Origin of the sequence: Marinomonas hwangdonensis (assembly GCF_003721245.1) — a bacterium.
Taxonomy (GTDB): Bacteria; Pseudomonadota; Gammaproteobacteria; order Pseudomonadales; family Marinomonadaceae; genus Marinomonas; species Marinomonas hwangdonensis.
On record NZ_RIZG01000001.1, the window covers coordinates 484,535 to 508,590 of the forward strand.

Here is a 24,056-nt window from a genome sequence, read left to right on the forward strand (position 1 = left end):
GTCACAAAAGTGAAACTGATTGGTTTTAAGATAAGGGCATCGTTGTTTTAATGACGTATCCTGAAAATCAAGAAATTAGTCACTAGGTCTACAAGGCCACATAAATATACCATAAAGGGGAATTTTGAATGAAAGCGATTAAACTTGCTTCTGTGTTTGCGGTATCTGCTCTTGCGGCTGCTATCTCTACGACTACTATCGCTGCTGAGCCTACTTTTAAAGGTACAGCGGGTCTTGAGTATAAATCTATGGATAAAGGCAGCGATGCAGCTGCTTCTCGTGGTGAAGTGAACATCATTGGTACTGTGGGTTCTGTCTATTTCGATCTAGATATGGAAAATGGATCTGACGGTGGTTTTGATCTTGACGAAATCTACGTAACTCAAGGCGCTGTTCAATTTGGTGACTTCGACGGTACGCTTCTTGATTCTGTTGCTTACAGTGCTGGTGTTGAAGAAGACGATGACGTTGCTAAAAACGACGATTTCGGTACTGACTTAGGCATTCGTTACGCAGTGAACGACAGCTTAAAAGTGGCTTTAGAAGTTAAAGAAGGTGATAACATTGGTTCACTAGCTGTTGCTTACTCTACTAACTACGCTGGTTTGACTTTGGGTGTATCTGCAGGATACGAAATGTCTGATGACGATAAAGCTGACCAAGTTGTAACAGCCGGTGTTAAAGCGCCGCTAGGTATGGCGACATTGTCTTCATTTGTTCGCATCGGTTCTAAAGACGATCTAGATGTAATGAACACAGGTATTGGTATTGATCTTCCTGTTTCTGAGCAATTGACTCTAGCAGCTCAGTACTTTACACGTGGCGGCGAAGCATCTAAAGGTGTTGATTTAGCTGACCAAGGCGTAACTGAAGTAACTGCTTACTATGCTGTTGGTGATGTTAAGTACTACGCTTCTATGGTTTCTTACGAAGCTAAGAACAAAGACTACTCTGTAGTTGGTGCTAAAGTTTCTTTCTAAGCCTTTATGGTAAAGAGGTTACGTAAGTCACCTCTTTACAAGTAAAAGCGAAAGCCAGCCCTTTGGGTTGGCTTTTTTTATGGTAAGCTTAGCGAGATTTGGCTTCGCGTGGCGAAGCGTGGTGTTGTTTGGATTAGCATAAATAGGAAGACGTGTTTTGTCAGAAGAAATGAGTGAGTCGGTACGATCACCAGTATGGGGTATGTTTGCGAAACAAGCTGCGTTTATTGCCGCCTTGTTGTTTTTGTTGTTTTTTGCGCTGGCGACTTACAGTTATCATCCTGATGACGCGGGTTGGTTTTATTCTGGCAGTGGCACTCCGATACAAAATTCCATGGGGCCGATCGGCGCTGTGATTGCCGATGTCACGTCGGGCTTTTTTGGTACCTTGTTTTATACCTTACCGCCGTTGTTTTTCTGGGTGGCGGTGATTTTATGGCGCAACCCCCATTCCTTATTACCCATTAATAATACCTTGTTGTGCACCATTGGCAGTATCTTGTATCTGTCGTTTGGCTCTGTGCTGTGTTTTTTACACACGGTAGGTGAGCCAACTTTGCCCTATGGTACCGGTGGCGTATTAGGCCATGGCCTTGGGGTAATCTTGTATGGTGTGATTGGCTATGACGGCGCTACCTTGGTGAGTTTGGCCTTGGTGCTTTTATCCGTAACCTTGCTGGCACAACTGCACTGGCTAAACCTAATGGACACCATAGGGGAAAAAACCTATCAAGGATTCGCGTATCTGCGTCACCAATGGCAACAGCGTCAAGAAGGGAAAGCCCAAAGAGACAGTGACACTTTTCAACCTGTGAGTGCCGAGACAACAAGCGATGCGCGTTTTATCGAAGACGAAGAACCCGCTATTGTGCGTAAAAAACGCCAAATACACACTCGCAGCTTAGTGATCGAAGCAGATGAAAAACCAGCCGAGGTGGAAGACACGGCCAACGCTGATTACTCTGACGACACTGCGTCTAGCGATTCGACAAAAACGGGCTTAATGGCTTGGCTTAGCAAGCCATTCACTGCATTCAAAACCAAGCAAAATGCAGAATTGCCCCACGATCATGCTGAAAAAGAAGCAGACTTCCTCATGGAAGATAAGCCCATATCCAGGTCGTCGCAACGAGGTGATGCAGAGCCCGATTTTGGCGGTTTAGACAATCTGTCACTGGACGATGATGGGGATATATTGGTGGGCGATACCTTATACATTGACGAGCCATGGGTTGAATCGACCCCAGAAAAGCGTCCTTCGACTAAGCCAGATAGCCTGTCCCGACAAGAAGCCGATGCGCTCTTGTTTGGTGCTGATCCAGAACCTAAGTCAGAGCCAAAACAAGAATTTAAGCCAGAGCCAAAACCCGTTCCGGAACCCAAGCCAGAACCGACACCAACGGCAAAGCCTGCCCCTGAGCCATTAATGGATGTGGTTGCCGCTCAGAAGCCAGCGTTTCGTACTTTGTCAGAAGCCAAGCAATTGGACTCCCTCGGTGGGCCTTATGCCGATGAAGTAGAAAATAAGCGCAAGGTCGAAACCTACTCTTTGCCTGATCGCTCGGTACTCACCAAGCCCAAACCCAAGCAGGGCGGGTATTCAGAAGACGAGTTATTGGCCTTGTCTGAGCTACTAGAGCAGAGGTTACAAGATTTTGGTGTTAAAGCCGATGTGGTAGAAGTCAACCCCGGTCCTGTGATTACGCGCTTTGAAATTCAGCCAGCTCCTGGTGTAAAAGTGTCTCGTATTACCAATTTGGCGAAGGATTTGGCGCGCTCTTTAAGTGTCATGAGTGTGCGCGTGGTGGAGGTGATCGCGGGGAAATCGACCATTGGTATCGAGATTCCCAATCAGGTGCGGGACACTGTGTACTTTTCCGAAGTGATTAACTGCGATATGTACGATCGTGCGACGTCACCGCTTACCTTGTCCCTAGGGCACGATATTTCGGGTGAGCCTGTGGTGGTGGATCTTGCAAAGATGCCTCATGTGTTAGTGGCGGGCACGACAGGTTCTGGTAAATCTGTGGGTGTGAATGCGATGATTTTGAGCATGTTGCTGAAATCGACGCCAGACGAAGTGCGCATGATCATGGTAGACCCCAAAATGTTGGAGCTGTCGATTTACGAAGGCATCCCACATTTGTTAACGCCCGTGATTACCGATATGAAAGACGCGGCCAATGGCTTGCGTTGGTCGGTGGATGAAATGGAGCGTCGTTACAAACTGATGTCGAAATTGGGCGTGCGTAACATTGCCGGTTACAACAAAAAAGTGCGTGATGCGATTGAAGCGGGTCAGCCCATAGAAGACCCCCTATGGCAGCCGGAAATGGCGATGTTTTCTCAAGATGGTGTGGCGCGAACCGTGCCGCATCTTGAGCCCTTGCCGTATATCGTCATCGTGGTGGACGAGTTTGCCGACATGATGATGATAGTGGGCAAAAAAGTGGAAGAATTGATCGCGCGTATTGCGCAAAAGGCACGAGCGGCCGGCATACATTTGATTTTGGCGACCCAGCGTCCTTCCGTGGATGTGATTACCGGCTTGATTAAAGCCAATATTCCAACCCGAATGGCGTTTCAAGTGTCGTCTAAAATTGACTCGCGTACCATTCTTGACCAAGGTGGCGCGGATCAGTTGTTGGGCATGGGCGATATGTTGTATCTGCCAGCGGGTCTACCAACCCCTATCCGAGTGCATGGTGCTTTTGTGTCTGACGAAGAAGTGCACGCTGTGGTGGAAGAGTGGAAACTGAGAGGCGAACCAAACTACATTAATGATGTGGTGGTGAACCCAGAAGATTTGATGTCGAATGACGACAGTGAAGACAAAGACGCGCTGTATGATGAAGCGGTAAAGATTGTCATAGAAACACGTAAAGCGTCTATTTCGTCTATTCAGCGTCGCCTGAAAATAGGGTACAACAGAGCAGCTAACCTAGTCGAAGCCATGGAAGCGGCCGGTTTGGTTGGCCCCATGGGGACCAATGGCCAGCGCGATGTGCTGATTCCTGAATAAGTTTATTGAATTGGAGACTATCTTGTTGAATCAATACGTTGCAAAAAAGAGTGTGGCCATTTTATTGGCGTTGACCTCAATGGTGTTTTTTTCGGTGGCTGCGCTGGCGACAGACTCTGCCATAGAAGGCCTGTTAGAAAGCAACCGAAACATTGAAGGGGAGTTTCGGCAAGTGACTTACGGCGAACAAGGCAAGCAGCTACAAGTCAGTGAAGGCATTTTTCTGCTCGCCAGTCCAAGCCAGTTTGTGTGGGACAGTGTGACGCCGTTTGCCCAGCGTATTATTTCTGATGGCAAAACGATTACCGTGTGGGACGTAGATTTAGAACAAGCCACTCAGAAGCCCTTCGCGGGTGCTGTGGGCAATTCTCCTGCAGCGTTATTGGGTCGTCCTGCTGCCGAGGTGTTGCCGCATTATACGGTGACCGAGTTGGGAACGGAAAAATTCCGTCTGGCACCCAAGGGTGAGCAAGATTTGTTTCAGCACCTTACCTTGTCTTTTCGCGATGGGGTGATCAGTGCTATGAGTATTTTGGATGCGCTTGGGCAAACGACCGTGATTGAATTTAACAATGTGGAAGCCCACGACGGCGTTGCGAAAGAAAACTTTGTGATTGATTTACCCGATCATGTGGATGTGATCATAGAAGGTCAGTAATGAAAGACTTGTTTTCTGATGCGCCAAGCTCGGCTTATCAGCCTTTGGCGGCCAAGATGCGACCGACCAGTTTGGACGACTATATTGGGCAGTCCCATTTGGTGGGGGCGGGTAAGCCGCTACGCAGAATGGTGGAAACCGGGCATTGTCATTCGTTTATTTTATGGGGGCCGCCGGGGGTGGGGAAAACCACTTTTGCGCAGCTGTTGTCCCACGCGTTAGAGGCCCAGTTTATTGAGCTGTCGGCAGTGATGTCGGGGGTCAAAGACATTCGAGCCGCCGTCGATCAAGCCAAACAAATGCGCAGCATGAAGGGCACTCAAACGGTGCTGTTCGTTGACGAAGTGCATCGTTTTAATAAGTCTCAGCAAGACGCCTTTTTGCCCTATATTGAAGACGGCACCTTTTTGTTTATCGGTGCCACCACGGAAAATCCCGCCTTTGAATTGAATTCAGCGCTCTTATCTCGGGCTCGTGTTTACCGCTTGACGACCCCCACTGTTGACGATATTCAATTGGCGCTGAAGCGCGCTTTACAGCAGGCGTTTGTGTCCGAGCAAAGTGCACGTTTGCAAATCAGCGACGAATTTTTGTCTATTATGGCGCAGGCGGCCGATGGGGATATTCGCCGTGGGTTGAACTTCTTAGAAATTCTTTCTGATCTGGTTGAGCCTGGGGTTCAAGTCACGCAGGCACAATTGGAAGATGTCTTGGGTGGCAGTGTGCGTCGTTTTGATCGCCAAGGGGATGTGTTTTACGACCAAATTTCGGCTTTTCATAAATCGGTACGGGGTTCGTCTCCAGATGGCGCCTTGTATTGGATGGCTCGTATGCTCGATGGAGGCTGCGATCCTTTATACATAGCGCGTCGCTTATTGGCGATTGCCTCCGAAGATATTGGCAATGCCGACCCGCGTGCACTACAAATTGGCTTGAATGCATGGGACGTGTTTGAGAGAGTGGGGCCGGGCGAGGGCAATCGCGCAATTGCGCAAGCCGCTGTGTATATGGCCTGTGCGCCGAAAAGCAATGCGGTCTACAAAGCCTTTAACCAAGCCATGGCAGACGTGGCGGATCAGCCCAGTTATGACGTGCCGGTGCATTTGCGTAACGCGCCGACGTCGTTAGCGAAAAGTCTGGGGCACGGCAGCGAATACCGTTATGCACACAATGAAGAAAATGGCTATGCGGCAGGCGAAAATTATTTGCCAGAAGAGCTGGCCACCACGCGCTATTATCACCCTACAGATCGTGGCTTAGAGAAAAAAATCACCGACAAATTGGCTTGGTTAGCAGAATTAGATGAGCACAGCCCTATGCAGCGTTACGAGGAAAACTGAAAATGTTTGTCACGGCACCTGTTATCACATATTTGATGATTGCTTTCGGGGGCGCGGTGGGGGCATTAAGTCGTTATGGTGTCGCGCACTGGGTCAATCAGCATTGGTCATCGCATTTTCCGCTTGCCACTTTGTTGGTGAATGTCAGTGGTAGCTGCTTGATGGGGGTGGCCTTTGTGATGGTGAATGAGCGAATGCCTTCCCTCGAACCTTACCGACCTTTGATTATGGTGGGGTTTTTGGGGGCGTTTACCACGTTTTCGACGTTTTCTCTGGAAATTGTGTCACTAATTCATACACAGGCTTGGCTAAGTGCCGTAAGCTATTTATTATTGAGTTGTTTTTTAGGGGTTCTTGGTTTGGCGGTCGGTATCGCACTGGCGCGTTTTTTTTAACCCATTCATTTTTTTATTTTGTTTAAAGGATACTGTTGCAGAAATGTTAGACATTAAAGCCTTGCGTGCTGACCCAGAAGCCATTGCGGCTCAACTTATCAAAAAAGGTTACGAGCTCGATGTGGCGACCTTTTCTTCGTTAGAAGAGCGTCGTAAAGCCATTCAAGTAGAAACAGAGCAGCTGCAGCAAGCCCGCAATTCGGTATCCAAAGACATTGGTCAGGCGATGAAGTCTGGCGACAAAGACAAGGCGGCAGAGTTAAAAGCACAAACCGCGAACCTTGGGGACGACCTTGAGGCTGCGAAAGGCAAGTTGGCGGAAGTGCAGTACGAAATGGAGAGTCTTTTAGAAGGTATTCCAAACCTGCCCCACGCTTCTGTGCCAGAAGGAAAAACAGAAGATGACAACATCGAAATACGCCGTTGGGGTGAGCCAAAGGCATTTGATTTTGAGCCAAAAGACCATGTAGACCTTGGTGAAGCCATAGAAATGCTGGATTTTGAAGCCGCAGTAAAAATCACCGGTTCTCGTTTTGCCGTAATGCATTCCGATTTGGCTCGCCTGCATCGTGCTTTGACTCAGTTTATGATGAATACTCACGCCGATCTGCACGGCTATACTGAAGTCTATGTGCCGTATTTGGTTAACGCGCACTCTTTAAAGGGCACAGGTCAGCTGCCAAAATTTGAGGCTGATTTGTTCAAAGTGCCAGTGGACAAAGACAGTGGAAACAACGATTTGTACTTGATTCCTACTGCAGAAGTACCCGTCACTAATTTGGTGCGTGATGAAATTTTGAACGACGCTGAATTACACAGAAAGTTCGTCGCACATACCCCGTGTTTCCGCAGTGAAGCCGGCAGCTATGGTCGTGATACTCGTGGCATGATACGTCAGCATCAGTTTGAAAAAGTTGAGCTGGTACACGTCTGTCGTCCAGATCGTTCTGAAGCTGCGTTAGAAGAGTTGGTTGGGCACGCTGAAGTGATTTTGAAAAAGCTTGAGCTTCCTTACCGCACGGTTATTTTGTGTGGCGGTGATTTGGGCTTCTCTGCTCATAAAACCTATGACATTGAAGTTTGGTTGCCTGGGCAAGGCAAGTACCGTGAGATTTCTTCTTGCTCAAATATGTGGGATTTCCAAGCGCGCCGTATGCAAGCCCGCTGGCGTAACCCTGAAACAGGCAAGCCAGAGTTGGCACATACTTTGAATGGTTCAGGGTTGGCGGTAGGTCGTACCTTGGTTGCCGTTTTGGAAAACTACCAAAACGCCGATGGCAGTGTCCGTGTACCGGATGTGTTGGTGCCTTATATGGGCGGCAAAACACTTCTGAAAAAAGCCTAAAGTGGTTAATGTAAACGAAAGAGCCTCGTAAGGGGCTCTTTTTGTATGAGTGGAAATGTGCAGTTATGACGGGCAAGGTCTATTTGATTGGTGCGGGTCCTGGTGACCCAGAGTTGTTGACGTTAAAAGCGTATCGTTTATTAAAAATGGCCGATGTAGTGCTTTATGATCGTTTGGTGGGCAAAGAAATTATCGACTTGATCCCAGAAACGGCGCAAAAAATGTACGTAGGAAAGGCCAAGTCCTTACACAGCCTTCCTCAAGAAGAAATCAACAGTCTGCTGGCGGCCAAGGCCAAAGAAGGTCACATGGTGGTGCGCCTTAAAGGCGGTGATCCGTTTATTTTTGGGCGCGGCGGTGAAGAGTTAGAAGAACTGATAGACGAAGGGGTGCCTTTTGAAGTTGTGCCCGGCGTGACCGCTGCAGCGGGTTGTGCGGCGTATGCAGGTATTCCTTTGACCCATAGAGATTACGCGCAATCGGTGCGTTTTTTAACCGGGCATTTAAAAGACGGTACGACGGATTTACCCTGGGAAGAGTTGGTTCATCCGGCACAAACCTTAGTGATTTACATGGGGCTAACGGGGTTAAAAGACATCAGCCAATCCTTGATCCGTTTTGGTATGAAACCGTCTATGCCAGTGGCGATCGTGGAAAAAGGGACGACTCGTGAGCAACGAGTGTTTACCACCACGATCCAAGAGGTATACGAGGTCTCTGTTGCTAACGAGGCGAAGTCCCCAGCGTTATTGATCATCGGAGAAGTTGTTAACTTGCAAAGTAAACTACAATGGTATGGGAAATATTCACAGTAGCGTGATGGTTTCTACCTACAAGCAATTGGCCGGTTTGGGGAGTCCAGCAATTTTGGCCGCTAGCTTAGGTGGGCTGCCAGGAAACAAGGTCATCAGGTAAATACTGCGGCCTTTTTCTGTTCCGAGTGTCTTGCTGACCGCTTTTACCAAGGGGCGCATGGCGGGGGAGACTTCGAACTCTTGATAAAAATCACGCAGTAGGTAGATAATTTCCCAGTGCGCATCGGTCAGTTCTAGGTCGAGTTCTTTTGCCAGTTGCTCAGCGAGTGCTGGCGTCCAGTCTTGTAAATTCAGTAAATAGCCTTCCTCGTCGAGAGGCGTATCGAGATGGGTGGGCATGCTTGTCATCTTGGTTACCAACTTATATTTGCTTCAGCGGAAAAGGTGAGTGTCACCCAGTCCTCGTCTGATAAGCCGGAGCCAATAGTGGGGGTGATTCCATAGGCGGCGGCGTCACTGCGTAGATAAAAAAGCTGACTGTTTTTTAACGCCATCAGGGCGCGTAGTGCGTCTGTTTGTTGCTGAGTGCGCAAGATGCCACTTTCTATCAGCAACACTTGATCGCCTGTCTGTAGACTATTTTGCCAAGTGCTTTCTAATGGCTCAGGGTAAGTGAGTTGGTTGATTTGGTGAAGTCGCATATTAGAACCTGAAAACCTGTTGATAGTGGGAGAACATGGCCTGCCATTGGTGGCTGTCTAGAGATTGGACACTTTGCCAAAGAGTGTCTGGTTGAATGGCGGCGTTGGCTTCGATAAAGAGGTTTTCAATGTCATAAAATTCAAGACCGTCCAGCAGCTTGTGTAAATTTTTGCCTTGCTCTGCGGTCGGGTTTTGCTCAAGCGTCAGTAAAGCCAATGCAGCACCCGATACGCATAAGTCGACAGCTTGTTCAAAAGTGGCCAAGACTAACGCCAAATCTAAGCCTTCTTTGCAGGCTAGGCTGTCGTAAGGGCTGCTGTTTAGGTGGATCAATGTGCGTTTCATAAATTTACCTAAACTGAATGATTTTGTGTGTGCTGTTCATCATATCCACCAAGGTGCCTAAGCCTTCGAGCTGGAAATGTTCGGCGAGCGTGTGATGCGGTAACTCATAACGTTTGCTTTCGCTGTCGCTGACAATACCACGTCGCACGGCGGCAGCAATGCAGAGATACAAGGGCACATGGTGTTGTTGAGCTATGTCTTGCCACGCTTGGGTGAGGTTGATCTCATCTCTTGGGGGTTGCGCAAGGTGATTGCCAATTAACACGGCGTCCTCATAAAAAAACACCCCTTTAATGCTGTTGGGGGATTTTGCTAGGGCGGCACGTATGAAGCGGAGCGCCGTATGACAGGCCTTGCTTTGGTATGGCGAACCGGTGATGAGCAGAGTGTATTGCATTTAAAGTGCCCCAAATAAGTATTAAGACAAATTTTACACACAAAAAAGGCCGCAGTCAGCGGCCTTTTTGGTTTTTACTGTGCAGATATGACAAGTCCCGTTTGGGTATTACTCGTCGCGTGCCATACCAAGCAACGCCAATACACTTAGGAACATGTTGTATAGAGAAACATACAAGGTCACTGTGGCCATGATGTAGTTGGTTTCACCGCCACGTACGATTTGATTTGTTTGCATCAGAATCACTGCAGCAGAAAACAAGGCAAAGCCCGCAGAGATAAAGATTTGCAATGCTGGCATTTGCACGAAGAATCCTGCAATAACAGCAAATAACAAAACAAAAAAGCCTACTGTAATAAAGCCGTTCAAGAAACTGAAGTCTCTTTTAGAAACCAGCGCGTAAGCAGACAGGCCAAGAAACGACAATCCAGTAATACCAAGGGCGCTCATGATTAGGCTGGCACCGTTCGGTAAGCTCAGGTACATGCTAAGGATAGGTCCTAGCGTGATACCCATGAAACCCGTTAGTGCAAACACGCAAAGCAGGCCAGTGGCGCTGTTTTGGCATTTGTGGGTTAAAAATAGTAGGCCGTAAAAGCCAACTAAGGTAATGATCAAACCTGGATGTGGTAGATTCAATGCCATGCTCACGCCCGCAGTGAAGGCGCTGAACAATAGGGTTAGCGACAACAGTCCGTAAGTATTGCGGAGCGTCTTGTTTGCCGCTTGTGACGAATGTGTCGACGAGAGGGCTTCATTGTAACGCATGGAGTAACTCCTTTAAGGTTTATGACATCTAATAGACTTAATATGAGGGGGAAAGTTCCAAACTTCAAGCTAGAATCTACCTTGCTAAAGAAAATAGGCGTTTAGGGTAGTAAACGCGCCTTGGTAAGGTGTCACACAGGGTGCTTATAAAGCGGCCTTTTGTTAGACTGGCGCACTAAATTTGTAAAGCGAGGCTTATGTTGGATAACGACTATTCATTACCGATATCATTTTCACTGGCGGCTCAGATTGGCTTAGAAGAAACCGTGTTGTTGACGTTTTTAAAGCAACAGGCTTATCTTGCTAACACTCAGGTTTTGCTGGTAAAAATGAGCCAGCTGGGTGTGCAGTTGCCATTCTGGACCATGCCGATGTTGATGCGTTTACTGACGAATTTGCAAATTAGTCAGTTGTTAAACTTTCAGCGACAGGATGATCTTGTCAATATACAGCTGTCTTCATCGCCTTTGGCTACCCCTGAGAAATCGGCGCCAATGTCACCCCCTGCGGCACCTGTTGAAGATAAAAGCGACGCCTTGATGAGCAAGATGGATCGCCTGCACAGTGCCGCGTCACGGGACAATCAGGCGGAGTTCACCCCTCAGTCGAAAGGATATCCACCGAAAGTCGCAGCAAGACAGTATGCGACACCTTCTTCCCCTCCTGTGGTGAATGATCGTCGCGGCGTGACAGATTTTGATTTATATTTAGAGCAAAAAGAGCGAGCCCGACAACCTGATCAGTGGCAACCTGAAGAGGCTACGTTAGAGCAAATAGTGCAGGCGGGTATTGCTCGTGAATTTGCCTTGTCGCTGCAAACAGAGTTCTTGCTTAGAATCAAAGAGCAGCGTAAAAATGTGAGAACGTGGAACAGTGAATTTTTTAAATACGTAAAACGCCAGTGGCAATACAAACAATCGGATCGGTCTTCATATGAAGGAACCACAAGCAGTTCAAAATTTAGTAGAACCTCTAAAGAACAAGTTAGCGATGCCCTCAGCAACATCCACGACACAGACTGGTGAGTACCACCAAGAGCGTGATGCTGGCCCGACTCAGGCAGAACAACAAACGCGTATCTTGGTCAACATGTTGTTTGCGCGTTTCAAGGCGATTTATACTCACAAGTTTGCGTCGGCTTACAGTACCTCGGACGAAGTTAAACTGGCTAAGCGTGAGTGGGCGATTGCGCTAAAAGGGTTTCAAGAGCCTTTATTGGCTTATGCGGTTGAGCGTACGAAAGAAGTGCACGCTTGGCCGCCGACTATTTCGGAATTTTTAAAGTTAATCAACACCGCTTACAAAGCTTACGGCCTGCCTGATCCTCGCACGGCCTACCTCGAAGCGTGTGCCTGTCGAACCGATCCTTTGACATATAAATGGCATCATCCGGCCGTGTTCTTCGCCGCCTCTCAGGTGGGTTGGTATAAGCTTAAATCTGAAGAAGAGCGTATCACCTGGCCCCTGTTTGAACGCAGTTTTATTGACGTGGTAGACAGGGTGATCGCGGGTGAGCGTTTGGTGATCCCAAAAGTGGTGATGATTGAAAACAAACAAACCTTGAGTGTCTCGGCGTTGGCGACGCATATTGCAAAGGTCGTGTCCCTTGAGGAAGCGCAAATCATGCCGCTTTTGTATTACACTCAAAAAACAACGGGTACAGGCGTGCGAGCTCGGTACCGAGAAATTAGTCAAAAAAAATTAGCGGAATTAGGTTATCACGAAAAGTTACCAGAATAATCGTGGTTTTTTGTGCTCTGTTGGGTAACATGAATGTCATTAGGCAGGAGGCCGAAAGCGAGATTCCTTTCGCCACTTAAGGAATCGATACGATGTAGAAAAGATTGTTGGGGCTGTTATGTTAAAGGTATTGATTGTAGACGACCACGATGTGGTGAGTTACGGGATTAGTCGCGTACTACAGGATGTAGAAGGGGTTGAGGTTGTGGGGGTGGTGCATTGTGGTGAAGAAGCCATACTGCAGTCTAAGAAGCTTCAACCTGATATTGTTTTAATGGATGTGCACATGCCAGGTATTGGTGGCCTTGGTGCCACGAAAGAAATTAAACGTCTTTTACCCAGAATCAAAATCATTGCTCTTTCAGCGTTAGACGATAACCTATATCCGGTTAAGCTTTTAGAAGCTGGCGCTTCTGGGTATTTGACCAAGGGCACCACCGCATCTGAACTGTTAGAAGCTATTCAAGTTGTCTCAAAAGGCGAGCATTACATATCCAAAAGTATTGCTCAAAAAATGGCGCTTTCAAAGTTTATTATTGATGGTGATGGTTCTCCGTTAGGCCAGTTGTCTGATAGGGAGTTGCAGGTGGCGCAAATGATCGTTGACTGCAAAAAATCCACAGAAATCGCTGAGCATTTAAATGTTAGCCCTAAAACTGTCAGCACTTACCGTACTCGTATCTTTTCCAAACTCAATATTGACAGTGATGTAGAGCTTATTCGCTTAGCTGTGCGTTACAATGTGCTTGGTATGGGTTGAGTAGAAAAACGAGGTACGATTGAGTCATTTAGAGTTTGATCCCAAGCATTTTGTTAGCAACCTTACGTCCCGTCCTGGCGTGTACCGTATGTACGACGTTAAGGGGGAGTTACTGTATGTGGGGAAAGCCAAAAATTTAAAAAATCGTGTGGCGAGTTATTTTCGTACTACAGGATTAACCACAAAGACCATGGCGTTGGTGAGTCGCATCCAGTCGATTGAAATTGCCGTGACGAAAAGTGAAACCGAAGCCTTGCTGCTTGAGCAAACTCTGATTAAGCAGCATCGGCCACCGTACAATATTCTGCTAAGAGACGATAAGTCTTACCCTTACATACTCTTGTCTAACCATCATCATCCCGCTTTGTTATTTCGTCGCGGTGGTAAAACAGACAAAGGCACTTTATATGGCCCTTTTCCGAGCGGATCGGCGGTAAAAGACAGCTTAATTACCATGCAAAAAGTGTTTAAAGTGCGTCAGTGCGAAGACAGTACTTACAGCAATCGTTCTAGACCCTGTTTGCAGTATCAAATTAAACGCTGCTCTGGGCCATGTGTTGGCCTGATTAGTGATGCGTCTTACGAACTGGATGTGCGTCACGCGCGAATGTTTTTGCAAGGTAAAAATCAAGAGTTAACCGAAGAAATTGCCACACAAATGACCGCCGCTGCCAAAGACATGGAATTTGAGCGTGCCGCCGAATTGCGCGACCAGATAGTGCAGCTTAAGCATATTCAAGAACAGCAGCATGTGTATGGTCAAACGGGCGAAGCCGATGTGTTGGCGGCCATTATTCAGCCAGGCGGTTTGTGCATTCATGTGATGATGGTGCGCCACGGCAAAATAGTGGGCAGCAAGAGTCACTATCCGAAAATGCCCATTGAACTGTCGGAAGGCGAATTACTGTCGACGTTTATTGCGCAATTTTACTTTGGAGGTATTCAAGAGCTACCGAAGGCGATTATCATAAGCCACGAATTAGACGATGCGGATGCTTTAGTTGATGCTATTTTAACAACCACACAGAAAAAGGTAGAAGTGCTGAGTCGTGTCCGAGGGCAAAGGGCGCGTTGGTTGGATTTAGCCAAGTTAAACGCAGAGCAGGGCTTGCAAGCTCGGCTAATGGATAAGCGCAATCATTTTAGCCGTGTGACGGCTCTGCAGAAGCTATTAGGGTTTGCGAATCCGCCGTCGCACATGGAATGTTTTGATATCAGTCATTCCAGTGGGGAAGCTACAGTGGCGTCTTGTGTCGTTTTTGGACCGGATGGGCCGGATAAAAAACGCTATCGTTCTTTTAATATTGAGGGCGTGGAAGCGGGCGATGATTACGGTGCAATGAAGCAAGCCATTACTCGCCGTTACAAACGGGTGAAAAGCGGTGAGCTTGATGCCCCTGACGTATTACTGATTGATGGTGGCAAAGGACAGTTAACGCAAGCCGAGGCTGTGCTCAAAGAGCTGGGGTTAGTGAACATCTTTTTATTGGGGGTCGCCAAAGGCGATACGCGAAAACCGGGGCTTGAAACTCTATACATAGGCTCTAAAGAAGACGAAGTGGTTTTGCCGCCCGATTCTGCTGCGCTGCACTTGATTCAACATATTCGTGATGAAGCACATAGGTTTGCGATAAAAAGCCATCGTCGCAGACGGGATAAAAAGCGTCGTCACTCTGTATTGGAAGACATTCCAGGGATTGGTCCAAGTCGTCGCAAAGAGCTGCTGACGGCGTTTGGTGGTTATCAGGAGCTGTTATCCGCCAGCCAAGAAAACATCGCAAAAGTGAAAGGCATTAGTGCCAAAAAAGCCGAAGAAATTTATCTTCACCTTCATAAAAGTTAATCAAACGTCATTGGGAATAGAATGAACATACCAAACCTATTAACTTCCGTACGAATCTTTATGATTCCCATACTGGTAGTTATTTATTATTTGCCTTGGGAAGGGCGCTTTTATACCTGTGCGATTATTTTTGCTTTGGCGGCGATTACCGATTGGCTGGACGGCTTCTTGGCCAGAAAATTAAATCAAATGACGGCGTTTGGGGCTTTTTTTGACCCAGTAGCGGACAAGCTGATGGTGTCTATTGCTTTGGTCTTGCTAGTGGCAAGTTACTCTAACCCTCTGCTCACTTTGGCCAGTGCAGTGATTGTGGGACGCGAGATCGTGATTTCTGCGTTACGTGAGTGGATGGCTGAAATGGGCAAGCGAGCCAGTGTGGCGGTGTCTTATATTGGTAAATTAAAAACCACGATGCAGATGTTGGCGATTTTTATTCTACTGGGCAGTCGCCCCGGCACGCTGGAAGCGCACATTGGTGAGGCGGTATTGATTGCCGCTGCGCTGTTGACGCTTTGGTCCATGTACATTTACTTGAAAGCCGCGTGGCCTGAATTGACGGCAAAACAATCGAATGAATAAAGAATTGTACAAAAACCCAACAGAATGAAAAAAAATGCCTAAGTTAGTTATTTATTTGGTTTTTTTCCTTGACGTGAAAGCTCAAATACATAGAATAGGCACCGTCTTTTGAGACGCGGGAATAGCTCAGTGGTAGAGCACAACCTTGCCAAGGTTGGGGTCGCGAGTTCGAGCCTCGTTTCCCGCTCCATCCAAAAGATGTACTAAATATCTGATGACGTTTAGGCCGGATGGCAGAGTGGTCATGCAGCGGACTGCAACTCCGTGTACGCCGGTTCGATTCCGACTCCGGCCTCCAGTCAGATATGCCCGGGTGGTGAAATTGGTAGACACACAAGACTTAAAATCTTGCGCTTTAACGAGCGTACCGGTTCGATTCCGGTCCCGGGCACCATTTATGGTGCCTTTTTTTATGCCCAAACTTTCCTATCTTGCTCAAACCCTCTAGATATCTAGCTTACAGCCTTTTCCTTGCCTTACCTCAAATTGTGAACTTTTTCTGTTCTGTGCTATCTTTTCCGAAATTCTGCACCGAAACTGCACCGTACATTGCACCGGAGAATATTCAGTGGCGTCTATTTTTAAAACAGATGATGGTTCATGGCGCGCTCAAGTGAGTGTGAAAGGTAAGCGTAAGACGAAGCGTGGTTTTTCTACAAAGCGTGAAGCTCAAGCGTGGGCGTCTGATCTAGAGCGCGAAGCAAAAGAAAGCACTTCCTCTGATATTCCAGATCGTCCTTTCAGTGAAGCACTAGAACGCTACCGTGATACCGTCAGTGTGACCAAACGTGGCCAGAAATTCGAAATCCGAAGAATTGAGCGTTGGTTGGGCAAAAGTGCTGACGAACCAGCAGACCCACTTTGTTTTATTTCCCTCCAAGACCTCCAATCTAAACACTTTGCCGAATGGCGAGACCGACGCCTACAAAAAGTGGCTGTTGGCACTGTGCTGCGTGAGTGGACCGTTCTTTCCGCTATTTGTAGCCAGTGTGCGAAGGAATGGGGATGGTTAAGAGAAAACCCAATGACTAGGGTTAAGCGCCCTAAAGAGCCTGAGGCAAGGACGAGAAGGCTACAGCCAGGTGAATTTGAACAACTAATGATCGCCACGCAATACAACATAGACGTACCGCCAGAGTCAAAAAGCGAGCGAATTGGTGCGGCCATAGTCTTTGCTATTGAAACCGCTATGCGAGCTGGTGAGATTTGCGGCATTACTTGGGAAGACGTGAACTTTGAAAGGCGTACAGTTCACTTACCTAAAACAAAAAACGGTAACCCTCGAACTGTCCCGTTATCTACCACAGCGGTGAAGGTGTTGGAAAAACTCAAGACACTGGATGATTGCAAGCAAAAAGCCTTTAACCTAAAGTCAGATTCCCTTGATGTGAATTTCAGGAAGATTCGTAACAAGTGCCTAATAGACGATCTACACTTTCACGACCTAAGACGTGAAGCACTAACGCGACTAGCCGCCAAAGTTGACGTGCTCAATTTGGCCAAGATATCAGGTCATACAGACCTAAGAATCTTACAAAGGGTGTACTATGCACCAGATATGGGTGATATAGCGTTAATGTTAGACTGATGTGTTTTTCCATATAAACAGTAATAAAGACAATGACTAAGAGTTCTTTAAGCTCTCAGAATAGGTCAAATAGCTTCTTTAAATGTTAGTTTTTCTTTCCCAATGTGACGGTTAAGGGTAAACTGATTTCATTCGAAGTTTGTCTTTGTTTGTCTTGGCAGATTAGACTTCAATCAATAATATAATCGTTTTATGAGATCAAAATAGCCGCCTTAGAGCGGTTGTTTTCGTTAATAAAGGTACTAAAAATACTATATGTAGTGTTTTTTCAAAGCGCTGGCACTATATGTAGTGGTAGGGAAGCGAGCAGTGGTTAAAAAAACCTTTAAATTAGTTCATTGGTTTTGGACTATTTTTACATTAGTTATTGCCGGTTTTTGGTTCATTCATCATGGTGGTGCCAATTGGGTACCAGTACCTATTTCCGTTGTTAGCAAAGCAATTGCTGAGACGGTTGATGAAAAAGGGATTGAGATTATGACATCCTCGCCAATAGCGACACATGTGCATGCTGATGCTGTGAGCATAGCAGCGCAGCTAGGTAGAATGGATATGGCGTCGTTAGCAATGACAGCTATTAGTGTTGTATTTGCAATATTAGGTATTTTTGGTTTTATGCACTTAAAAGATAGGGCTGAATATATTGCGAAAAAAACGACCGAAGAGTGCTTTGAAAGTTACAAAGAAGGGTTAACATCAAAACTGGATGGTCAGGTCGCATCGTATATGGAAGCTTCTGTTCCTGTATTGTTTGATGATTATGCAGAACTTTTTCAACATAGTTTGCAAGCTGCAAATGACGATGAAGATGATGATGATGATATTGCACCCGGGCCGGGTGAGGGAGTTTAGGAGGGCATTATGAAAAATAGCTTTGAGATCGTGAATGAGGCAATGCTTAGCCAACCTGTAGACTTAGATCAATTATGTTCTGATTTAGGTATAAAGCTATCTAGAAAACGATTGCCAGAAAACATGTCTGGTAAGATAGAGCGAAAAGAAGAGAACAAATTTGAGATAACTGTAAATAAAAAACATGGAGAGTACCGCCAGCGTTTTACTATTGCGCATGAGATAGGACACTTTATTTTACATCGTCATCTTATGGGAACAGGAATTACAGATAGTATTGCGTATCGTACTTCAGATTGTGAAAATAAAAATAGTAATATCAAAGATTCACATGAAGTTGAAGCTAATCGTTTTGCAGCAGCTTTATTGCTGCCTAAAGATCAAGTTATAGAGAAATATAACAATTTAACCGGGAGCGTGAGTTATAAAATCTCTGAGCTAGCAAGTTATTTTGAAGTTTCTACAACTGCTATGAATATTCGCTTGAAGACTTTTCGTCTTATTAATTAGTTTTAATATAACTAAATAAAATTTCTTATTATTTAAATTAAATGGAGTTTGCAATGGATGCTGATAAAAACTTTAATAATCTAGATTTACAAACTAAATCAAACATCCTGCCTTTATTTGGTGATAGTTCGAGTGCTAATATTAGTGCATCTTCAGAGTTTACCAGATATGAAAAAAATCAAAATAATGTTGTAAATTTCAGATTTTATTCAATAAAAAATGAAAATGAAAAGGCTATAGCTCAATTATTGAACTCGGCTCAGAAGTTGACTTGGTAACGCCCATCTATATGTAATCTTATAAACGCCACTTCTCATGTGGCGTTTTTTGTCATGTCTAATATGATTTAAATTTTTTGATATAACCTTAATGGAGTGATGGCTAATGTCTCTACCTGCCGAAAAAATATCTTTAGCTTTTAAAGAAAATGAATCTACATTTGAGTCAATATCTAAAAGGCAGTCTCAAGAGTTAGTAATCGGTTTATGTGGTACGGTTGGAGCGGGTTTAAAAGCTATTAATAGTAAACTTAAGGAAACTCTAGAAGCATATGAGTATGAAGTTGTTGAAATCGGTCTAAGTGATGTTATTCGTGAGTATTATAAGTTAGGGTTGTTATCAGGAGTTCAAAGGTATACTGAGCTTCAGGACAAAGGCAATGAAATGCGTCGGGAATTTGGTTCTGACATATTAGCTCGTATTGCAATTTCGAAGATAAGCAAATCAAGAGTTGTTAGTGGAAATGTTGAAAAAGACACAATTAAAACAGGGACTCGCAGAGCTTATATAATTAATCAGCTTAAAAATGACCAAGAGGTTAAGTATTTAAAACAAGCTTATGGAAATATTTTTTATCTTGTAGGTGTTTTGAAAGGTGAAAAACAAAGAATAAAAGAACTTACTCGTGAACAATTAAATCTTCCGGATATTGTTGCATTATTAGAAAGAGATAGAAAAGAGAGTGCTTCAACAGGTCAGCAACTAGAGAAAACAATTCAAAAATCTGATTATTTCATTAATAACTCTAGTGAAGCAAATATGATTGAGTTAAGTGTTAAGCGCTTTTTAAAGTTAGTGCATGGATCTAATGTAATCACACCGACAGTTGATGAGAAAGGAATGTATGCTGCCTATTCTGCATCTTTAGAATCAGCTTGTATGTCACGTCAAGTTGGAGCTGCAATTTTAGATGATGAAGGTGGGATTGTTTCTACTGGTAGAAATGATGTGCCTAAAGCTCATGGTGGTTTATATTCTGATGGTAATAAGGATCTACGCTGCTATAATTATGAAGAAAAAAGATGTAGTAATGATTTTCATAAATCTGTTCTAGAAAGTGAAATTAGAAAGATTGTAGAAACCTCCTTGCGAAGTGAAATTGATAAAGATGTTCAAGAATTATCTGAATTAATCTCTAATAAGATCATGAAAGAAAGCAAAGCTAAATCACTTATTGAATACTCTAGGGCTGTACATGCTGAAATGGATGCAATAACAAGCTTAGCTCGGAACTCTTCATTAAGTTCTGTTGATAAAATTCTTTATACTACTACTTATCCGTGCCATGTTTGTGCGAGACATATTGTTGCTGCAGGTATAAAAAGGGTTGTTTATATCGAACCATATGAAAAAAGCTTAGCCCTTGATTTGCATTCTGATGCTATTGAACACAAAGAACCTAAATTGGATGATAATTCATCAATAGCTTCTAAGGGTAATAAAGTTTTTTTCGAAAATTTTACAGGTGTTTCTCCTTTTAGATACTCAAAGTTTTTTTCTGCTGGTAAGCGTAAAAACAATGACGGAGAATTAATCGCCAGTGATGCTAGAGGGAGTGGCCATGTTGACTCTCAGCTTATGGATGGTTACTTTCATTATGAGCTCAAAACGATATATGATCTAAATGAAACTTTCCAACAGTTATAAGCTTTAAATATTTAAGATAAAACTGTCTCATAGAAGTGGCCGCCAATAGTTGAACAATTCAATTGCTGGCGGTTTTTTGTGGCTGCTGATTACTTCAATGCTTGGTGGTGATTTTTTGAGCCAGTGCCCAGGACATTACGTCGCTGGCGACCCAACGCCAGTTGGTGCGGTTCTCTGAGCCACCTACGTTTCTTGCTTGTGGGAAGGTACGCTTGCAGGCAACGTCACCCATGAATTTTTTCTTTGATAACCCAAGGTAAGCAGCGCATTCGTCGGCCCCCCATAGGGTTTTGTTGTCTGCTACTTTGGGTTTGCTTAGGGTTTGTATTAGCAGCTCGATCTTTTCAGCAAGAGAAGCTTCAATTTTATTAATATCTGAATTCATCTTATTCTCCTATGGCTTTATGCTGCTTTGGTTTGTTTTGTGGTTTGTGCTGTGTGTGTGTTTGCTTTAACTAGCGCAGCGGCAAGTAGTGGGCAAACAGAGTTCCCGCACATTCGCACTTGGGCAGCTTTAGAAAGCTTTGTACCATCGCTTAACTGGTCAATAATGTACGAATCTGGAAAGCCTTGGGCGCGGTAAAGCTCTCTTGGTGACAACATACGCATTCCAATATCAACGATCTGGTAGTCTTCACCGTGAATCGTGACAAGGCCGAAACGGTCTTTTGTTGTTACTGTGTGCAATGGTTCATCAAGGGAGCAACCTTCGCCCGTACCATAATACTTAACAAGAAATGCGCGAACCTCGCCAATATGGTTGCCGCCAGCCGTTATTGTTGGTACCGGATCAGAAACGGGCGATCCGTAATTGTTGTTGCGCATTTTAATTAAATGACTTGTTACAAGTGCATGATGATCGACGGTTGTAACTGTGTCTGTCGGTGAATGCATATTGATTCCTGATCCTGTGTAATTGCCGCCATAGTGCTTGGCTAAAAACGCAGTAACGACTTGTGAATGATTTTGTGTAGTGATCGTGTTAAGTGGAACGTTTGCAGATTTTGGCTTTCCTGCATATTCTGGTCCGCCAGCACCAACAATAAATGGAGATAACTTTGCATGAACTAAAGCAAAATGACCGCCTTTTACTTGGGCGCAAATAGTGCGCACCGGCTCGTCTATTGGCATGTTGCGCTGATTACTGGCGTTGGCATGCTCTGTAATAAATGACGGCACCACGAATGGCTTGTCAGATTCAATCACAAAGCGCTGCAAGCCCTTGGCGATGCGCTTTAATGTGTTCTCAGCAAGAGGGCGCTTGCGGTCAAAAATACTAGGACATGGCAGTGACCAATCGATAATGTCTGCAGCAGTCATCCAAGGCTTCAACTTGCCATTTAACTTTCCAGCTTGCACTTTTAATGATTTCGGGTCGCCGTGTGTTGGTGTTATCCATGCGATTGGCTGGCCATCACAACGGGCAATTAGAAAGAAACGCTTCCTAGTTGTCGGTACGCCATAATCACTTGCGCGTAGCTCGTTCCATTCAACTTTGTAACCAAGCTTAATTAATTCCCTGACAAAATTTTTAAAGGTCTTGCCTTTTTGGCTTTCTCCTTTTTGATTTAACAGAGGTTCACCGTCTTTTACTGGTCCCCACGTTTTAAATTCTTCGACGTTTTCTAGCATGATGATTTTAGGTCTAACAGTTGCCGCCCACCGAACAGCAACCCATGCCAAGCCACGAATGTTTTTATCAACCGGCTTGCCGCCTTTCGCTTTTGAAAAGTGTTTACAGTCAGGGCTAAACCAAGCGACCGCGACAGGGCGACCTTTGCACACTTTTGCAGGGTTAATATCCCAAACAGATTCACAATAATGAATCGTGTCCGGATGGTTTTCCGCGTGTGTCTTGATCGCAATTTCATCATGGTTGATTGCGATATCAACAGGGCGGCCTAATGCCATTTCTAGGCCAGTAGAAGCACCGCCACCGCCTGCGAAATTGTCTACGATAAGCTCTTGAGGTAGGTGTAAATCTAATTGGCCGTGTTGGGCGTTGAAAAAATGCATGATTATTCTCCCTGTTTGGCTGTCTTCAGTTCAGCAATTTTGAATTCAATTACCCATACCCAAGGGTTGGCTATAACGCTTTTTTCTTCGCTTTCTGCGTAAATCGAATCCCACAAATTCATGAATTCGCTATAGCCTGACTGCCCTCCAGTAACGTCATCGTCGTACCCTTCGCAACCTTCTGCCCAGGCGTCTTCTTCAGTTATATCTTGGACTCGCTCAATGCGTATATTGGTGACTTCCAGAAATAAGCGGCAAGTCCAGTGAGGCATTTTATGTGGCTCGATCCACTGCATTGGGAGCTCGTTTCCATTGCAGTCATAGCAGCTTGGTATTCTTGGATCTGTTGCTTTGTATACAACGGATTCATGAGGGGTGCCGCCAACATTTCGTATGTGTTTCCCGAAAGCTTCACGTACCCATAATCGGTCGCCTGGCTTTCCAAAAGGGCAGCATTTGCTTAAGTATTTTTCTATTGTTTCTGTGAAAGTTGTTTCTTTACCGAACAACTTTCCATCCCAAGACACATTTCTTCCATCAACTTTAGGTTGTAGTTTTATAGGTCGACGCGTCTGGGTTTTGCGGCCATCTAGGATGGCTTTCACCATGTCGGTGTTGAATAGAATAGGGAGCTCTTTCATGCTGCTTGCTCCAATGCTGTACGGTATGAGTAACGACTACCTTGGCTCATAAGTCGCTTGATAGTTTCATTCGCACGAATACTATCTTCTTGGCTCATGCCGTTTTCTATTGCTGCATAAATAAGCTTTATTTCGGCTTCTACAGCATCACCGTATACGTCATGAAAGTTTTTGCTTTCTGGTGTGTAATTCGACAAACGAAAGGCGGCATTAAGCGCCTCATTTGCTAGTTTAAGAGTCATTTTGTTTACCTTTGGCAAGTTGGTTTGAGAAATGAAGAGGGCGCTAATGGGCGCTTTGAATTGCAGCCAAACCCAAGCTACTTATGGGCGCTGTGCCAAGCTAGGTGTGGCACCACCTACTGGCTGCAAATCAAAGAGCCCACCGGTGTGTTGGTGGGCTAGAGGTTATTTAGATATAGCTGTCTGGGTTGAGACCAAACTGTTTGCCTATTTCTTTTAATACAGCAATTTCTTTCTCATCAATCTCACCATCTGCATCAGCAATTTCAATGGCGATAATGAATGCTTCGATTTTCTGTTCTTCGTCGGCCGATACATCGGCAAGCTCTTTCATTAACTTCATTTTGGCAATGCGTTTGCCGCTTTCGTACATAGCGCTGTATTTGTCGATAGTTGAGCCAATGTCAGAGCCGAAGTGTTTCAGGTTGTCGTTACTCTCGATAATGTCCTGAAGTTTTAAGAGTTCGTCGGGAGAGCAATCTCCATCGGCATAAGCAACTAGAATCGCACCTGCAACAATAGCTTCCATCAGGTCGCGGTTTTCTACCTTGTGAAGCGTTACTTTTGCGGCAGCAGTTTTTTTCTTGAAAAATTTAAGCATGATATTTTCCTTTAAGGTTTTGGTTAATTAACTCGGTAGACTTCGGAAGGT

Annotated in this window: 28 protein-coding genes and 3 tRNA genes; 21 read left to right on the plus strand and 10 right to left on the minus strand. The window is 45.3% G+C overall.

Annotation, left to right across the window (positions count from 1 at the left end):
• The first annotated feature begins 128 nt into the window (after positions 1–128).
• The 7 genes from EBI00_RS02195 (at position 129) to cobA (ending at position 8,555) form a co-directional block, all read left to right on the plus strand.
• Entirely contained in the window at positions 129–980 is an 852-nt protein-coding gene (locus EBI00_RS02195; protein ID WP_123094280.1) for a hypothetical protein, read from the plus strand.
• A gap of 157 nt (positions 981–1,137) precedes the next feature.
• Complete coding sequence (locus EBI00_RS02200; protein ID WP_421930358.1) at positions 1,138–4,002, plus strand: FtsK/SpoIIIE family DNA translocase; 2,865 nt, start codon at positions 1,138–1,140, stop codon at positions 4,000–4,002.
• 22 nt (positions 4,003–4,024) lie between these two features.
• Positions 4,025–4,660, plus strand: coding sequence for an outer membrane lipoprotein periplasmic chaperone LolA (gene lolA, locus EBI00_RS02205; RefSeq protein ID WP_241556925.1), 636 nt, complete (start codon positions 4,025–4,027; stop codon positions 4,658–4,660).
• Entirely contained in the window at positions 4,660–6,000 is a 1,341-nt protein-coding gene (locus EBI00_RS02210) for a replication-associated recombination protein A (RefSeq protein WP_123094281.1), read from the plus strand. Before lolA ends, EBI00_RS02210 begins: the two co-directional genes overlap by 1 nt.
• A 2-nt stretch (positions 6,001–6,002) precedes the next feature.
• Positions 6,003–6,395: a fluoride efflux transporter CrcB gene (gene crcB, locus EBI00_RS02215; RefSeq protein ID WP_241556926.1), complete on the plus strand. Its 393-nt coding sequence runs from the start codon at positions 6,003–6,005 to the stop codon at positions 6,393–6,395.
• 43 nt (positions 6,396–6,438) lie between these two features.
• A complete protein-coding gene (gene serS, locus EBI00_RS02220; protein ID WP_123094282.1) occupies positions 6,439–7,740 on the plus strand; it encodes a serine--tRNA ligase in 1,302 nt (433 codons plus the stop codon).
• A 65-nt stretch (positions 7,741–7,805) separates the two neighbouring features.
• Positions 7,806–8,555: a uroporphyrinogen-III C-methyltransferase gene (cobA, locus tag EBI00_RS02225; RefSeq protein ID WP_123094283.1), complete on the plus strand. Its 750-nt coding sequence runs from the start codon at positions 7,806–7,808 to the stop codon at positions 8,553–8,555.
• A 15-nt stretch (positions 8,556–8,570) separates the two neighbouring features.
• On the opposite strand, the gene EBI00_RS02230 is transcribed toward cobA, so the two are convergent.
• The 5 genes from EBI00_RS02230 to EBI00_RS02250 all read right to left on the minus strand — a co-directional run bounded on the left by EBI00_RS02230 (position 8,571) and on the right by EBI00_RS02250 (position 10,707).
• The gene (locus tag EBI00_RS02230) at positions 8,571–8,903 is read right to left on the minus strand and encodes a TusE/DsrC/DsvC family sulfur relay protein (RefSeq protein ID WP_241556927.1); all 333 of its coding nucleotides are present in this window, start codon (positions 8,901–8,903) and stop codon (positions 8,571–8,573) included.
• A 5-nt stretch (positions 8,904–8,908) separates the two neighbouring features.
• Positions 8,909–9,196, minus strand: a complete 288-nt coding sequence (locus tag EBI00_RS02235; protein ID WP_123094284.1) for a DsrH/TusB family sulfur metabolism protein — start codon at positions 9,194–9,196, stop codon at positions 8,909–8,911.
• Position 9,197: 1 nt separating this feature from the next.
• Entirely contained in the window at positions 9,198–9,542 is a 345-nt protein-coding gene (locus tag EBI00_RS02240) for a DsrE family protein (protein ID WP_123094285.1), read from the minus strand.
• Between the two features lie 4 nt (positions 9,543–9,546).
• Positions 9,547–9,939: a sulfurtransferase complex subunit TusD gene (gene tusD, locus EBI00_RS02245; protein ID WP_123094286.1), complete on the minus strand. Its 393-nt coding sequence runs from the start codon at positions 9,937–9,939 to the stop codon at positions 9,547–9,549.
• A gap of 108 nt (positions 9,940–10,047) precedes the next feature.
• Positions 10,048–10,707 (minus strand): Bax inhibitor-1/YccA family protein, encoded by a 660-nt coding sequence (locus EBI00_RS02250; protein WP_123094287.1) that lies wholly within the window; start codon positions 10,705–10,707, stop codon positions 10,048–10,050.
• A 197-nt stretch (positions 10,708–10,904) separates the two neighbouring features.
• Between EBI00_RS02250 and EBI00_RS02255 the strand changes: the two genes are divergently transcribed.
• The 13 genes from EBI00_RS02255 to EBI00_RS02315 all read left to right on the plus strand — a co-directional run bounded on the left by EBI00_RS02255 (position 10,905) and on the right by EBI00_RS02315 (position 20,505).
• On the plus strand, positions 10,905–11,732 hold the full coding sequence (locus EBI00_RS02255; RefSeq protein ID WP_123094288.1) for a DnaT-like ssDNA-binding domain-containing protein: 828 nt from the start codon (positions 10,905–10,907) through the stop codon (positions 11,730–11,732).
• Positions 11,698–12,447 carry a replication protein P gene (locus EBI00_RS02260; protein ID WP_241556928.1) on the plus strand — a complete coding sequence of 250 codons (750 nt, stop codon included), beginning with the start codon at positions 11,698–11,700 and terminating at the stop codon, positions 12,445–12,447. The genes EBI00_RS02255 and EBI00_RS02260 overlap by 35 nt, the downstream gene beginning before the upstream one ends.
• A 118-nt stretch (positions 12,448–12,565) precedes the next feature.
• Positions 12,566–13,207, plus strand: a complete 642-nt coding sequence (locus EBI00_RS02265; protein WP_123094289.1) for a response regulator — start codon at positions 12,566–12,568, stop codon at positions 13,205–13,207.
• A gap of 19 nt (positions 13,208–13,226) precedes the next feature.
• Positions 13,227–15,050 carry an excinuclease ABC subunit UvrC gene (gene uvrC / locus EBI00_RS02270; protein WP_123094290.1) on the plus strand — a complete coding sequence of 608 codons (1,824 nt, stop codon included), beginning with the start codon at positions 13,227–13,229 and terminating at the stop codon, positions 15,048–15,050.
• Between the two features lie 21 nt (positions 15,051–15,071).
• On the plus strand, positions 15,072–15,629 hold the full coding sequence (gene pgsA, locus EBI00_RS02275; RefSeq protein WP_123094291.1) for a CDP-diacylglycerol--glycerol-3-phosphate 3-phosphatidyltransferase: 558 nt from the start codon (positions 15,072–15,074) through the stop codon (positions 15,627–15,629).
• Between the two features lie 115 nt (positions 15,630–15,744).
• Positions 15,745–15,819: transfer RNA gene (locus EBI00_RS02280), tRNA-Gly, on the plus strand.
• Between the two features lie 34 nt (positions 15,820–15,853).
• Positions 15,854–15,927, plus strand: a tRNA-Cys gene (locus EBI00_RS02285).
• Positions 15,928–15,936: 9 nt separating this feature from the next.
• Positions 15,937–16,023 (plus strand) — tRNA-Leu (locus EBI00_RS02290).
• A 174-nt stretch (positions 16,024–16,197) separates the two neighbouring features.
• A complete protein-coding gene (locus EBI00_RS02295; protein ID WP_158600727.1) occupies positions 16,198–17,217 on the plus strand; it encodes a tyrosine-type recombinase/integrase in 1,020 nt (339 codons plus the stop codon).
• Between the two features lie 309 nt (positions 17,218–17,526).
• Positions 17,527–18,069 carry a hypothetical protein gene (locus EBI00_RS02300; protein ID WP_123094293.1) on the plus strand — a complete coding sequence of 181 codons (543 nt, stop codon included), beginning with the start codon at positions 17,527–17,529 and terminating at the stop codon, positions 18,067–18,069.
• 9 nt (positions 18,070–18,078) lie between these two features.
• A complete protein-coding gene (locus tag EBI00_RS02305) occupies positions 18,079–18,579 on the plus strand; it encodes an ImmA/IrrE family metallo-endopeptidase (RefSeq protein WP_123094294.1) in 501 nt (166 codons plus the stop codon).
• 53 nt (positions 18,580–18,632) lie between these two features.
• Positions 18,633–18,857 (plus strand): hypothetical protein, encoded by a 225-nt coding sequence (locus EBI00_RS02310; protein WP_123094295.1) that lies wholly within the window; start codon positions 18,633–18,635, stop codon positions 18,855–18,857.
• A gap of 106 nt (positions 18,858–18,963) precedes the next feature.
• Positions 18,964–20,505: an anti-phage dCTP deaminase gene (locus EBI00_RS02315; RefSeq protein WP_123094296.1), complete on the plus strand. Its 1,542-nt coding sequence runs from the start codon at positions 18,964–18,966 to the stop codon at positions 20,503–20,505.
• 94 nt (positions 20,506–20,599) lie between these two features.
• Here EBI00_RS02315 and EBI00_RS02320 read toward each other — a convergent pair whose 3' ends face one another.
• The 4 genes from EBI00_RS02320 to EBI00_RS02335 are packed head-to-tail and all read right to left on the minus strand — an operon-like array spanning position 20,600 to position 23,404.
• Complete coding sequence (locus tag EBI00_RS02320; protein WP_123094297.1) at positions 20,600–20,890, minus strand: helix-turn-helix transcriptional regulator; 291 nt, start codon at positions 20,888–20,890, stop codon at positions 20,600–20,602.
• 17 nt (positions 20,891–20,907) lie between these two features.
• Positions 20,908–22,521 carry a DNA cytosine methyltransferase gene (locus EBI00_RS02325; RefSeq protein ID WP_123094298.1) on the minus strand — a complete coding sequence of 538 codons (1,614 nt, stop codon included), beginning with the start codon at positions 22,519–22,521 and terminating at the stop codon, positions 20,908–20,910.
• Positions 22,522–22,523: 2 nt separating this feature from the next.
• Positions 22,524–23,162, minus strand: coding sequence for an ASCH domain-containing protein (locus EBI00_RS02330; RefSeq protein ID WP_123094299.1), 639 nt, complete (start codon positions 23,160–23,162; stop codon positions 22,524–22,526).
• Positions 23,159–23,404: a hypothetical protein gene (locus EBI00_RS02335; RefSeq protein WP_123094300.1), complete on the minus strand. Its 246-nt coding sequence runs from the start codon at positions 23,402–23,404 to the stop codon at positions 23,159–23,161. The genes EBI00_RS02330 and EBI00_RS02335 overlap by 4 nt, the downstream gene beginning before the upstream one ends.
• 24 nt (positions 23,405–23,428) lie before the next feature.
• Here EBI00_RS02335 and EBI00_RS15945 point away from each other — a divergent pair, with 24 nt between their 5' ends.
• Entirely contained in the window at positions 23,429–23,566 is a 138-nt protein-coding gene (locus EBI00_RS15945) for a hypothetical protein (protein ID WP_158600728.1), read from the plus strand.
• A gap of 7 nt (positions 23,567–23,573) precedes the next feature.
• On the opposite strand, the gene EBI00_RS02340 is transcribed toward EBI00_RS15945, so the two are convergent.
• On the minus strand, positions 23,574–24,005 hold the full coding sequence (locus EBI00_RS02340; RefSeq protein ID WP_123094301.1) for a tellurite resistance TerB family protein: 432 nt from the start codon (positions 24,003–24,005) through the stop codon (positions 23,574–23,576).
• Between the last annotated feature and the right edge of the window lie 51 nt (positions 24,006–24,056).